General features: G+C 63.9%; 12 protein-coding genes. 7 read left to right on the top strand and 5 right to left on the bottom strand.

What is annotated here, in order from left to right; genetic code table 11:
- Positions 1–74: 74 nt before the first annotated feature.
- The 4 genes from AC19YR_RS03060 to cobM all read left to right on the top strand — a co-directional run bounded on the left by AC19YR_RS03060 (position 75) and on the right by cobM (position 2221).
- A complete protein-coding gene (locus tag AC19YR_RS03060; protein ID WP_095108563.1) occupies positions 75–269 on the top strand; it encodes a CbtB domain-containing protein in 195 nt (64 codons plus the stop codon).
- 11 nt (positions 270–280) lie between these two features.
- Complete coding sequence (locus AC19YR_RS03055) at positions 281–982, top strand: CbtA family protein (protein ID WP_095108564.1); 702 nt, start codon at positions 281–283, stop codon at positions 980–982.
- The gene (locus AC19YR_RS03050; RefSeq protein ID WP_500597082.1) at positions 979–1404 is read left to right on the top strand and encodes a cobalamin biosynthesis protein; all 426 of its coding nucleotides are present in this window, start codon (positions 979–981) and stop codon (positions 1402–1404) included. The genes AC19YR_RS03055 and AC19YR_RS03050 overlap by 4 nt, the downstream gene beginning before the upstream one ends.
- Before the next feature lie 70 nt (positions 1405–1474).
- Complete coding sequence (gene cobM / locus AC19YR_RS03045; RefSeq protein ID WP_095108566.1) at positions 1475–2221, top strand: precorrin-4 C(11)-methyltransferase; 747 nt, start codon at positions 1475–1477, stop codon at positions 2219–2221.
- Positions 2222–2322: 101 nt separating this feature from the next.
- Here cobM and nfuA read toward each other — a convergent pair whose 3' ends face one another.
- Both nfuA and AC19YR_RS03035 read right to left on the bottom strand, forming a co-directional pair.
- Complete coding sequence (nfuA, locus tag AC19YR_RS03040) at positions 2323–2907, bottom strand: Fe-S biogenesis protein NfuA (protein WP_095108567.1); 585 nt, start codon at positions 2905–2907, stop codon at positions 2323–2325.
- 136 nt (positions 2908–3043) lie between these two features.
- Positions 3044–5335, bottom strand: a complete 2292-nt coding sequence (locus AC19YR_RS03035) for a fatty acid cis/trans isomerase (protein WP_500597080.1) — start codon at positions 5333–5335, stop codon at positions 3044–3046.
- A gap of 155 nt (positions 5336–5490) precedes the next feature.
- On the opposite strand from AC19YR_RS03035, the gene metH reads away from it, so the two are divergent.
- Positions 5491–9201 (top strand): methionine synthase, encoded by a 3711-nt coding sequence (metH, locus tag AC19YR_RS03030; RefSeq protein ID WP_095108569.1) that lies wholly within the window; start codon positions 5491–5493, stop codon positions 9199–9201.
- A 97-nt stretch (positions 9202–9298) separates the two neighbouring features.
- Here the strand turns inward: metH and AC19YR_RS03025 are convergent, their stop codons facing one another.
- Positions 9299–10582, bottom strand: a complete 1284-nt coding sequence (locus AC19YR_RS03025) for an arsenic transporter (protein ID WP_095108570.1) — start codon at positions 10580–10582, stop codon at positions 9299–9301.
- Between the two features lie 93 nt (positions 10583–10675).
- Entirely contained in the window at positions 10676–11233 is a 558-nt protein-coding gene (locus tag AC19YR_RS03020; protein WP_095108571.1) for an NADPH-dependent FMN reductase, read from the bottom strand.
- A gap of 184 nt (positions 11234–11417) precedes the next feature.
- On the opposite strand from AC19YR_RS03020, the gene AC19YR_RS03015 reads away from it, so the two are divergent.
- Positions 11418–11654 (top strand): hypothetical protein, encoded by a 237-nt coding sequence (locus tag AC19YR_RS03015; RefSeq protein WP_095108572.1) that lies wholly within the window; start codon positions 11418–11420, stop codon positions 11652–11654.
- A gap of 87 nt (positions 11655–11741) precedes the next feature.
- Complete coding sequence (locus tag AC19YR_RS03010) at positions 11742–12635, top strand: LysR substrate-binding domain-containing protein (RefSeq protein ID WP_500597077.1); 894 nt, start codon at positions 11742–11744, stop codon at positions 12633–12635.
- Here AC19YR_RS03010 and AC19YR_RS03005 read toward each other — a convergent pair.
- A complete protein-coding gene (locus tag AC19YR_RS03005; RefSeq protein WP_095108574.1) occupies positions 12632–13207 on the bottom strand; it encodes a GNAT family N-acetyltransferase in 576 nt (191 codons plus the stop codon). The two genes, AC19YR_RS03010 and AC19YR_RS03005, sit on opposite strands and share 4 nt — an antisense overlap.
- Between the last annotated feature and the right edge of the window lie 37 nt (positions 13208–13244).

Here is a 13244-nt window from a genome sequence, read left to right as displayed (position 1 = left end):
CTGAAGCCCTGCGGGCCCGCCTCGCAGGGGTTTGCATGCGCTCGATCCGCCCTGACACCACAAAGGGAAGCGCCATGTCGATCATCAGCAGCACTCGCCATACCGGCACCGCCAGCAGCACCGCCACCTTGAGCCAACGCCTCACTGCCGCCATCGGCGCGTCGATTTTGGGCGCGTGCCTGGTGTATTTCGCCGGGTTCTCCCACATCGAAGCGGTGCACAACGCCGCCCACGATACCCGCCACAGCGCCGCGTTCCCGTGCCATTGAGACCTGCCGCCATGATTAAGCGCATCGCCCAAACCGCAGGTTTCACCGGCCTGCTGGCCGCCCTGCTGCTGACCCTGCTGCAAAGCTTCTGGGTCGCGCCGTTGATCCTCCAGGCCGAAACCTATGAAAGCGCCCCGGCGGCCCAGGCCCATGAACACGCCGACAGTGCCGGCGCCGCCCACAGCCACGACGCCGAGGCCTGGGAGCCCGAAGACGGCTGGCAGCGCGTGCTGTCCACCACCGGCGGCAACCTGGTGGTGGCAGTCGGTTTCGCCCTGATGCTGGCCGGGCTCTACACCCTGCGCGCGCCCAACAGCACCGTGCAAGGCTTGTTCTGGGGCCTGGCCGGTTATGCGACTTTCTGCCTGGCGCCGACCCTGGGCCTGCCACCGGAATTGCCGGGCACCGCTGCCGCCGACCTGGCGCAACGGCAGATGTGGTGGGTCGGCACCGCCGCGTCCACTGCCGCGGGCATCGCCCTGGTGGTGTTCGGCAGGCACTGGGCGCTGAAAATCCTCGGCGCGGCGATCCTGGCCGTGCCACACGTGATCGGCGCGCCGCAGCCAGAAGTGCATTCGATGCTGGCCCCCGAAGCCCTCGAAGCGCAGTTCAAGATCGCCTCGCAACTGACCAATGCCGCGTTCTGGCTGGCCCTGGGCCTGATTAGCGCGTGGTTGTTCCGCCGCAAGGGTGGCGCCTCATACCCGGCGTGAGCCGCCCCAGCCCGGCGCCGATCCTGGTGATCGGCCTGGGCTGTCAGCGGGGCTGCCCCGCCAGCACGCTGCGCGCGTTGCTCGACCAGGCCCTGCAAGCCCACCGCATCGACCTGGACGCGGTGCAAGCCCTGGCCAGCATCGACCTCAAGCGCCACGAACCGGGTCTGCTGGAACTGGCGGCGCAATTGGGCTTGCCGTTGACCTGCTTCAGTAGCGTGGAACTGGCCACCTATCAAGATCAACTGAGCCATCAATCTCAGATCGCTTTCGAGCGCACCGGGTGCTACGGCATCGCCGAAAGCGCCGCCCTGGCCCTGGCCGAGCGCCTGGCGCAAGAGCCCTCCAGCCTGGTGATTCGTCGGCAGAAATACGCCCAGGCCACCTTTGCATTGGCGCGGGCCACGCAAAAGCGCCGATAATCGCCGCCCCGATCATGAGCAATCTTCATCTGCAAGCCTGCTCGCCCCCTCTTTTGCCTAGGACACCGCCATGACGGTCTACTTTATCGGTGCCGGCCCCGGCGACCCGGAACTCATCACCGTCAAGGGCCAGCGCCTGATCCGCCGTTGCCCACTGATTATCTACGCCGGCTCCCTGGTGCCCGCTGCGGTGCTCGAAGGCCATAACGCCGAACAGGTCATCAATAGCGCCGAACTGCACTTGGAACAGATCATCGAGCACATCAAGAGCGCCCACGGCAAAGGCCAGGACGTGGCCCGCGTGCACTCCGGCGACCCGAGCCTGTATGGCGCCATCGGCGAGCAGATCCGCTGCCTGCGGGAATTGGCCATCCCCTTTGAAATCATCCCCGGCGTCACCGCCACCGCCGCTTGCGCCGCGTTGCTGGGGGTGGAACTGACCCTGCCGGATGTGGCGCAAAGCGTGATCCTGACCCGCTACGCCGACAAAACCGCGATGCCGCCCGGTGAAACCTTCGCCAGCCTTGCCGCCCATGGCACCACCATGGCTGTGCACCTGGGAGTCAACCATCTGGAAAAAATCGTCGCGCAGCTGCTGCCCCACTACGGCGCCGACTGCCCCATCGCCGTGGTGCACCGTGCCAGTTGGCCGGATCAGGACTGGGTGCTCGGCACCCTCGACGACATCGTGGGCAAGGTCCAGGCCAAGGGTTTTCGGCGTACGGCGCTGATCCTGGTGGGCCGGGTGCTGGCCAGCGACAGCTTTGGCGAATCGTCCCTGTACCGGGCGGGGCATGCGCACCTCTATCGGCCGTAGGAAGGGCGCCACAAGCTGCAAGCTTTAAGCTTGTAACTGCGCTTTTTGGGCATAAAAAAACGGCGCTCACGGGCGCCGTTTTTGGTGTGCAGCGAACGCCTTTAGTAGTAGGCGTTTTCTTTCTGCGTGTGGTCGGTCACGTCGCGCACGCCCTTGAGCTCCGGGATGCGCTCGAGCAGGGTGCGCTCGATGCCTTCGCGCAGGGTCACGTCGGCCTGGCCGCAGCCTTGGCAACCGCCGCCGAACTTGAGCACCGCGATGCCGTCGTCGACGACGTCGATCAGGCTGACCTGGCCGCCATGGCTGGCCAGGCCTGGGTTGATTTCGGTTTGCAGGTAGTAGTTGATGCGCTCGTTGACCGGGCTGTCGGCGCTGACCATTGGCACCTTGGCGTTCGGCGCCTTGATCGTCAACTGGCCGCCCATGCGGTCAGTGGCGTAGTCGACGACCGCGTCATCCAGGAAGGCTTCGCTGAACGAATCGATGTAGGCGGTGAAGCTCTTGAGCCCCAGCGCGGTGTCTTCGGGTTTTTCTTCCCCGGGCTTGCAGTAGGCAATGCAGGTCTCGGCGTACTGGGTGCCGGGCTGGGTGATAAAGACGCGAATGCCGATGCCCGGGGTGTTCTGCTTGGACAGCAGATCAGCCAGGTAGTCGTGGGCGGCGTCGGTGATGGTAATGGCAGTCATAAAAACTCCTCGCAGGCGTGCGGGGAGTTTACGCCAATCAAGGCCTCGGACAAAGTCCTAGTATTTTTGTCGGAAACAGGAGGCGGCTGAGAGCCGCCAGCGGCAAGCTACAAACGTTGAACTTGCCGCTTGCCGCTCAAAGATTCCCATACCGATTCATATCCAAAACTCCCTCTTCCACCGGGTCTGTTTCCTGGATGTAGCGGCTCAGGTCGTGGAAGTACTGCCAGAACTGCGGATGGCTGCGGCGCACGCCCCAGCGTTCGACAATCTGCTCGAAGCGGTAGCGGTCGCGGGCGTTTTCCATCTGCTCGACGAAGGCCGGCACTTGCTCGGCCGGGATGTTGAACATGAAGTTGGGGTAGCTGCTCAGTACCCCCGGGTAGAGGGTCAGGGTGTCCAGGCCCGGTTGGTAGCGCATCGACTCACCCAGCAAAAACGCCACGTTGCTGTGGGCGCGGTTGCGCAGCAGGCTGTACACAGCGCGCGTGCCGTCGCGGGTTTCGATGCGCAGCATCGTCGCCTCGGGCAACTGGTCGATGACCTTGAGCCCCGCGGCCGGGCGCGACACCAAGCGGCTGAGGGCCTGTTCGGCATGTTGCAGCGCCGGGTCGATGTTGGGCCGCGAGCAGTAGGCGTTTTCGCAGCGGTTGATCGGGTCGGGGTTGGCATTGAGCTCGCCGTAGCGCGCCAACAATTGCTGGGCGAAGTCGCGCTTAGGGTCGCGGGCATCGAGTTTCAGGGCGCTGGCCTTGTCGTTATCGATGCTTTCGTAGTCGAGCCACATCTTGACCTTGCCACTGTTCTGGTACCAATCGTCGAGGTAGGCATCCCGGGAGTTGGCCGGCATCAGGCGCAGGAAATTCTGCTCGGCGCCGTTGCGGATCAGGTCGAAGTACAGGCGCGTCTGGGCCTGGTGGGAGACGTTGCCGAACACATCGAAATTGACCGCCAACTGATAGTAGGTGCGCTCCAGCAGCGGGAAATCGAACAGCCACAGCGTCTGCGGCACTTCACCGATCAGGCCTTTGGTCACCGAGGCGCTGTCGAAGTGACGGAAGATGCTCAGCAGCGCGTTGTCGTTGCCGGCCCACAGGCTCGACCAGCTCGGTGCCGGGGCGTCGGCGTAGGCGCCGCGGCGCAGGGCTTCGTATTCATTGCGCTTGTCGCGGTAGGCGTGCCACAGGCTCAGGACACTGCCGACGTCGTCGTTCTGCCCGGGCATGGCCAGCAGCGGCGTGGCGTGGCCACGGTAGTTGGGGTCGGTGATGTAGAGGTCGTGTTCGGGGGCCTGGAACAGCGCCCAGAAGTTATCGCGGATCACGTCCGTGGCGATCTGCCCCCGGCACACCGGGCCGCGAATAAAGGTGCGCACGAAGTATTCGGCGTTATCGAGCATGAACTGATAACGCGCCGCCGCAGGGATCGCCTCGAAGGTCTGGAACGGGTTCTCCCGCCGTGCCGGCCCGTAGCCCGGCAGCGCCGTGACCTGCCAGTTGCCGCTGTAGAACAGGGTTTTGATCCGCGCCAGTTTCGCCGCGCTCAGCGGGTAGGTGATGTGGGTCTTGTGCACGATCACCCCTTGCACCGGCCACAAGCGGTAGTACACCCGCGTGCCCGGGTCGTCGTTGGGGCGACGCGTGGCGATCAGGTCGATGGGTTGGCCGGGCGGCGTGCGCGAACGCACCCACTGAAAGAAATGCCCCGGCTCGCCGCCCTTGAAATACACATGGGCCAGGAACAGGTGCTCATACAACCAGCGCGCCACCAGGCTTTCCCGGGCGCCGGGGGCGTTGAGCAGGCTCTCCCATTGGATGATCTGCCCCGCTTCCTCGGCGGTGGGTGCCAAGGCCTGTTGGTCCAGGGGCGCGCCAGAGGCCAGCCAGCCTTGCAGGGTTTGGTATTGCGAGTCGCTCAGGCCGGTGACGGCCAGCGGCATGCCCTCCTTGGGGTGGGTGCTGGCGTAGGCGGCGAACTCCCCGGGCTGCGGGCACATGTTTTCGCGGTTCAGGCCCAGGACGATCTCTTCGGGCAACTTGGCGTTGGGCTGCAACGGCGCGCTGTGGCCCAGTTCCAGCATCCGCGCCATCAACCCGGCCTGGCTGCTTTGGGTGTCGAGCACCGAGGTAAACCCCTTGTCCTGCCACGCCGCTTTGCCGAAGGCGTCGTAGAACAAACGGGTAGGCATTTGCGCCTGGCTGCGCTCGCCGTTGTACACCGGCAGTTTCGTCGCGCCACGGGCCGCGCCCTCCGCGCTGCCCAGGTTGAGCTGGCAGGCGGCGTCGTTGCAGGCGTGGCAGGCCACGCACTTCTCGGTGAAGATCGGCTGCACGTCGCGGGTATAAGAAATGGCCGGCTCCGGACGTTGGGCCAGCGCCAGGGTGCTGAACAACACCAGCACAGCGCTGATGGCGAGGCGATACGGCATGTCACGGGTCCCGAAGATAAAAAAACGTCGCGATTCTACCGGGCCACGGCCCCGGCCAACATGAGCGATATTCATGCAAAAGCCGTTCATGATTAAAAAGCATGCCGGTTTGCTATGATCGCCGCTCTTTTGTGTTGGCCTTACCAGGTAGTCCTATGTCCGATCGCAGCGCTCGCCTCCAAGCTCTTCATCAAGCTCTCAAAGAGCGCATCCTGATTCTCGATGGTGGCATGGGCACGATGATCCAGAGCTACAAGCTCGAAGAGCAGGACTACCGTGGCAAGCGTTTCGCCGACTGGCCCAGCGACGTCAAGGGCAACAACGACCTCTTGGTGCTCAGCCGCCCGGACGTGATCGGCGCAATTGAAAAGGCCTACCTGGACGCCGGCGCCGACATCCTGGAAACCAACACTTTCAACGCCACCCAGGTGTCTCAGGCCGACTACGGCATGCAGGCCCTGGCCTACGAACTCAACGTAGAAGGCGCACGCCTGGCGCGTAAAGTGGCCGACGCCAAAACCCTGGAAACCCCCGACAAACCGCGCTTCGTCGCCGGCGTGCTGGGGCCTACCAGCCGCACCTGTTCGCTGTCGCCGGACGTGAACAACCCCGGTTATCGCAACGTCACCTTCGATGAACTGGTGGAAAACTACACCGAGGCCACCAAGGGCCTGATCGAGGGCGGCGCGGACCTGATCCTGATCGAGACGATCTTCGACACCCTCAACGCCAAGGCCGCGATCTTTGCCGTGCAAGGCGTGTATGAAGAGTTGGGCGTGGAGTTGCCGATCATGATTTCCGGGACCATCACCGATGCGTCCGGGCGCACCCTGTCGGGGCAGACCACCGAAGCCTTCTGGAACTCCGTCAGCCACGCCAAGCCGATTTCCGTGGGCCTGAACTGCGCCCTGGGTGCCAGCGAACTGCGCCCTTACCTCGAAGAACTGTCGAACAAGGCCAACACCCACGTTTCGGCCCACCCCAACGCCGGCCTGCCCAACGAATTCGGCGAGTACGACGAACTGCCGGCCGAAACGGCCAAGGTCATCGAGGAGTTCGCCCAGAGCGGCTTCCTCAACATCGTCGGCGGCTGCTGTGGCACCACCCCGGGGCACATCGAGGCCATCGCCAAAGCCGTAGCCGGCTACGCGCCGCGGGCCATCCCGGACATCCCCAAGGCTTGCCGCCTGTCGGGCCTGGAGCCGTTCACCATCGATCGCAGCTCGTTGTTCGTCAACGTCGGCGAACGCACCAACATCACCGGTTCCGCCCGTTTCGCCCGCCTGATCCGGGAAGACAACTACACTGAAGCACTGGAAGTAGCCCTGCAGCAGGTCGAGGCCGGCGCCCAGGTGATCGACATCAACATGGACGAGGGCATGCTGGACTCGAAGAAGGCCATGGTCACCTTCCTCAACCTGATTGCCGGCGAGCCGGACATCTCCCGCGTGCCGATCATGATCGACTCCTCCAAGTGGGAAGTGATCGAGGCCGGCCTCAAGTGCATCCAGGGCAAGGGCATCGTCAACTCCATCAGCATGAAAGAAGGCGTGGAGCAGTTCATCCACCACGCCAAACTGTGCAAGCGCTACGGCGCGGCGGTGGTGGTGATGGCCTTCGACGAAGCGGGCCAGGCCGACACCGAGGCACGCAAGAAAGAGATCTGCAAGCGCTCCTACGACATCCTGGTCAACGACGTCGGCTTTCCACCCGAAGACATCATCTTCGACCCGAACATCTTCGCCGTGGCCACCGGCATTGAAGAGCACAACAACTACGCCGTCGATTTCATCAACGCCTGCGCCTATATCCGCGACGAACTGCCCTACGCCCTGACCTCGGGCGGGGTGTCCAACGTGTCGTTCTCGTTCCGTGGCAACAACCCGGTGCGCGAGGCGATCCACTCGGTGTTCCTGCTGCACGCGATCCGCAACGGCCTGAGCATGGGCATCGTCAACGCCGGGCAACTGGAGATCTACGACCAGATCCCCGCTGAGCTGCGCGACGCGGTCGAAGACGTGGTGCTCAACCGCACCCCCGAGGGCACCGACGCCCTACTGGCCATCGCCGACAAATACAAGGGCGACGGCAGCGTCAAGGAAGCGGAAACCGAAGAATGGCGCGGCTGGGACGTCAACAAGCGCCTGGAACATGCGCTGGTCAAGGGCATCACCACCCACATCGTCGAAGACACCGAAGAGTCGCGCCAATCCTTCAAGCGCCCGATCGAAGTGATCGAAGGCCCGCTGATGTCGGGCATGAACATCGTCGGCGACCTGTTCGGCGCCGGCAAAATGTTCCTGCCCCAAGTGGTGAAATCGGCGCGGGTGATGAAGCAGGCCGTGGCCCACCTGATCCCGTTCATCGAGCTAGAAAAAGGCGACAAACCCGAAGCCAAGGGCAAGATCCTGATGGCCACGGTCAAGGGCGACGTGCACGACATCGGCAAGAACATCGTCGGCGTGGTGCTAGGTTGCAACGGCTACGACATCGTCGACCTGGGCGTGATGGTGCCGGCGGAAAAAATCCTGCAAGTGGCCAAGGAACAGAAGTGCGACATCATCGGCCTCTCCGGCCTGATTACGCCGTCGCTGGATGAGATGGTCCACGTCGCCCGCGAGATGCAGCGCCAGGACTTCCACCTGCCGCTGATGATCGGTGGCGCCACCACCTCCAAGGCCCACACGGCGGTGAAGATCGAACCCAAGTACAGCAATGACGCGGTGATCTACGTCACCGACGCCTCCCGCGCCGTGGGCGTGGCCACCCAATTGCTGTCCAAGGAACTCAAGGCCGGTTTCGTCGAGAAAACCCGCCTGGAATACGTGGAAGTGCGCGAACGCACCGCCAACCGCAGCGCCCGCACCGAACGCCTGAGCTATGCCGCCGCGGTGGCGAAAAAGCCGCAGTTCGACTGGAGCACCTACACCCCGGTGAAGCCGACCTTCACCGGCGCCCGAGTGCTGGACAACATCGACCTCAAGGTGCTGGCCGAGTACATCGACTGGACGCCGTTCTTCATCTCCTGGGACCTGGCCGGCAAGTACCCGCGCATCCTCACCGACGAGGTGGTGGGCGAAGCGGCCACGGCACTGTTCGCCGATGCCCAGGCGATGCTGGCCAAGCTGATCGACGAAAAACTCATCAGCGCCCGCGCAGTGTTCGGCTTCTGGCCGGCCAACCAGGTGCAGGACGACGACCTGGAAGTCTATGGCGACGACGGCCAACCCCTGGCGCGCCTACATCACCTGCGCCAGCAAATCATCAAAACCGACGGCAAACCCAACTTCTGCCTGGCCGACTTCGTCGCGCCCAAGGCCAGCGGCATCACCGACTATGTGGGCGGCTTCATCACCACCGCCGGCATCGGCGCCGAAGAGGTGGCCAAGGCCTACCAGGACGCCGGCGACGACTACAACTCGATCATGGTCAAGGCCCTGGCCGACCGTTTGGCCGAGGCCTGCGCCGAATGGCTGCACCAACAGGTGCGCAAGGAGCACTGGGGCTACGCCCGGGACGAGGCGCTGGACAACGAGGCGCTGATCCGCGAGCAGTACAGCGGCATCCGCCCTGCCCCCGGCTACCCGGCGTGCCCTGACCACACCGAAAAAGGCACCCTGTTCCAGTTGCTCGACCCCCAGGCCCAGGAAATGCAACCGGGGCGCAGCGGCGTGTTCCTCACCGAGCACTACGCCATGTTCCCGGCAGCGGCGGTCAGCGGCTGGTACTTCGCCCATCCCCAGGCGCAATACTTTGCCGTGGGCAAGGTGGACAAGGACCAGATCGACAGCTACACCGCCCGCAAAGGCCAGGACCTGAGCGTGACCGAACGCTGGCTGGCGCCGAACCTGGGCTACGACAACTGAGCCTGGGCCGCGGCCCTTCTAGTGGCAAGCGGGCTTGCCCGCGCTCGGGCGCGAAGCGGCCGTAAGCGGCACCCCACCGCCGAAGGCCGCCCGCGTGCTACCAAGTCAGGCGCAGGGCCAGGGCCGCGAGGGTCAACAGCAACACCGGGACGGTGAGGACGATGCCGACCTTGAAGTAGTAACCCCAGCCGATGCGGATGCCCTTGCGCGCCAGTACGTGCAGCCACAGCAAGGTGGCCAAGCTGCCGATGGGGGTGATTTTCGGCCCCAGGTCGCTGCCGATGACGTTGGCGTAGATCATCGCTTCCTTCACCGGGCCGACCGCGTGGCTGGCGTCGATGGACAAGGCGCCGATCAGCACCGTGGGCAAGTTGTTCATCACCGACGACAGCAGCGCCGTCAGCACCCCGGTGCCCATGGCCGCGCCCCACACCCCATAGCTGCCAAACCAGTCCAGCCACTGCGCCAGGTGCCCGGTCAGCCCAGCGTTGCGCAGGCCGTAGACCACCAAGTACATGCCCAGGGAAAAAATCACGATCTGCCACGGCGCGTCCTTCATCACCTTGCGCGTCGAGATCTTGTGCCCGCGCGCGGCAATCGCCAGCAGCAGTGCAGCGCACAGGGCCGAAATGGCGCTGATGGGGATCCCTAGCGGCTCCAGGGCAAAACACCCCACCAGCAGGATGCCCAGCACCCACCACCCGGCGATAAAGGTGGCACGGTCGTGGATCGCGTGTTCCGGGCGCTCCAGTTGCTCGGGGTCGTAGGCCACCGGAATGTCACGGCGGAAGTACCACAGCAACACCGCCAGGGTGGCGGCAACGCTGACCAGGTTCACCGGCACCATCACCGCCGCGTACTGGTTGAAGCCGATCTTGAAAAAATCCGCCGAGACGATGTTCACCAGGTTCGACACCACCAGCGGCAGGCTCGCGGTGTCGGCGATAAAGCCTGCGCCCATGACGAACGCCAGGGTCGCGGCGGCAGAAAAACGCAGGGCCAGCAGCATGGAAATCACAATGGGCGTGAGGATCAGCGCCGCGCCGTCATTGGCGAACAACGCCGAGACCATCGCCCCCAGCAGCACCATGTAGGCAAACAGGCGCCGCCCGCTGCCTCGCCCCCAACGGGCCACATGCAGGGCGGTCCAGGCGAAGAACCCGGCCTCGTCCAGCAACAGGCTGATGATAATCAGTGCCACGAAGGTACCCGTGGCGTTCCAGATGATTTGCCACACCAGCGGGATGTCACTCAACTGCACCACGCCGCACAACAGCGCCAGCACCGCGCCCAGGGTGGCGCTCCAGCCTACGCCCAGGCCTTTGGGTTGCCAGATCACCAGGGTAATGGTCAGCAAGAAAATCAACGACGCGATCAACATCTAAAAACAGCCTTGGCTAAGCAAAAGAACGGGGCAGCACCGCGACCGAAAGCGGCCGCCAGCAATGCCCGAGGAAAAGAAAGGGAGCGCGGATCAGGCTTTCTTGTGCTGCTCGACCCAAGCGCCAAAGGCGTTGATAAAACCTTGCAGGAAAGGTTGGGTGGCCTCGGACAGCTTGCCCGCGTCGTCGAACACCGCCCCGGCACCGCCCAGGTAGGCTTCCGGTTGCTGCATGCACGGCACGTTGAGGAACACCAGGGACTGGCGCAAGTGATGGTTGGCGCCAAAACCGCCGATCGCGCCGGGGGACACGCTAATCACCGCGCCGGGCTTGCCGCTCCAGGCGCTCTTGCCGTAAGGCCGGGAACCGACGTCAATCGCGTTTTTCAGCGGTGCCGGCACCGAGCGGTTGTATTCCGGGGTGACGAACAGCACTGCGTCGGATGAGGCCACGCACTGACGGAAAGTGCTGTAGGCTGCCGGCGGCGTAACATCGATATCCTCGTTGTAGAGCGGCAAATCGCCGATTTCGACAATGTTCAGCTTGAGGTTGGCCGGCGCCAGGTCTGCCAGTGCCTTGGCGACCTTGCGGTTGATCGACTCTTTTCTCAAGCTGCCGACCAGGACTGCAATCGTATAAACCGTGCTCATGGAGAATTCCCGACTATCTGGCTGAAAGAGCCCGTAGTTATAGATGATTGGGGCCCCGTGGAGCCAGCGGGTTTCACAGAATCTGTGGGCAAGACTATTTTTTATCTGTAGGAAAACTAACCTGGCTCGACCGGGGTCTACAGAACCGCAACTTGCGTGTTTTATTTCCAGAGGTTCTAAGCAGATGGCAGCAGTACTTGTCGGTCAGTTCCATGCCAGAGACGCCGAAGGGCGTGTCTACTCCGTGCATGAGTTCCAGGAATCCACCCCCGCGCCCGACCAGCAGGCCGGCTCGGACCCCGTCACCACCTATCGCCTGGCCATTGGCGACCGTGTCAACAAGGTCGACGACAACCAGTTCACCCTGGTCCAGTCGGGCATCATCCTCCTTCGCGAACCCGAGACCACGGCCTCCTCATAACGCTCTGTTATGAGCGCAAGTCAGATCAGCGGACTTGGGTTAGGATTCAGCGATGGATCCGCCACCTGCTGAACATGGACTTCACGCATGCGTCTACGCCACATCGAAGTGATTCACGCGCTCTTGCACACCGGCCACCTCGGCACGGCAGCCGAATGGCTGCAATTGCCGGTCAGTGAAGTGGAAAACACCCTGCGCGATGCCGAGGCAACGTTGGGGTTCATGTTGTTCGCCAGTGTGCGCGGGCGTTTGCAGGCGACCCACGAAACCCGGCAACTGCAAGGGCAAATGGGCCATCTCTACCAGGCGTTAGAGCCCTTGCAGCGCCTGGCCAGCAGCCTGCGCCAGTACCAGAGCGCGCCGCTGCGCATCCTTTGCACCCCGCCCCTGGCCCAGCAGCTGTTGCCCCAGAGCATCGCCAGCCTGCGCCGCAGTTTCGCCGATACCCCATGCAGCTTGGCCAGCCACAGCAGCGCCGAGATCATCAAGACCCTGTTACTGCGCGAGGGCGACCTGGGTTTGAGCCTGCACAACCCCGAACACCCGGACATCCACTGCCAGCCATTGGCCCAGGGCAAGCTGCAACTGCTGGCGCCCCACGGCTGGCTACAACCGCGGCAGAAGTACATCGCCGTGCAGGACCTGGCCGGGCAACCGCTGGTTGGCCTGGAAGGCCATGACCCCCTCAGCGCCCTGCTCGAGAGCAAATTGCAGAACCTGCGCCCGGCGCCGCTGATCCAGATCCGCGTGCAGACCCAGCAGATGATGCGCAGCATGGTGGAGGCCGGCGAAGGCCTGGCCATTGTCGACCCCTTCACCGCCCTGGGCGCCAAGGCCGCAGGCCTGGACGTGTGCCCGCTGTCGCCACCGCAGCTCATCAGCCTCTATGCCCTGACCCTGGCCCACAGCACGCCGTCGCCGGCTGCCCTGGCCCTGATAGAGAAAGTCACGGAAAACGCCCAGGCCCTGCTGACGGGCTAGAGCGTGGCGTCGTCGAAGAGGCGATACCAGAAAATCGCCACTTCCGCGGTGTGCGGGTCGATGCCGCGATAGCGCAAGTGGTCGATGCCGCCCACCACATAACCGCAGCGTTCGTATAGGCGGCAGGCGCCCAGGTTGTTGTTCTGGGTTTCGAGCATGATCCCCGGCAGGTTCTTCTTCTGGCTCCAGAACTGCGCCACGTCCAGCAATGCCTTGGCCACCCCGTGGCGCCGCGCCGGAGCGTGGACCGCCAACTCGTCGATATGGGCAAAGCCGTTCCAATTGGTGCTGATGACCAAGTGCCCCACGGGGCAGTCGTCCAGGTGCGCGACGAAAATCGCGCTGTCGGCGGCGCCGCGAAAGCTGTCGAACTCCTGTGGGTCGATGCCGTAGCACTTGCGGTAGGGGCTGACGTTCTCCAGGGGCCACTGCTCCACCGGCAAGCCGACCTGGGCCAAGCCGTGGGCGTGTACGTGGAAGCTGAAATCGCTGCCCCAGACATAGGGCGCGAACTCCTCGCCCGCCACCCGCACCGCGAGGCCAGGGTGCTTGGGGTTGATAACCGGTTGCATAAGCGTGAAGGTCCTCACGGGCGGGGCGCTCGACGGC

It is taken from the genome of Pseudomonas sp. MF08817 (genome assembly GCF_059862705.1).
This window is presented reverse-complemented; position numbering and strand designations above follow the sequence as displayed.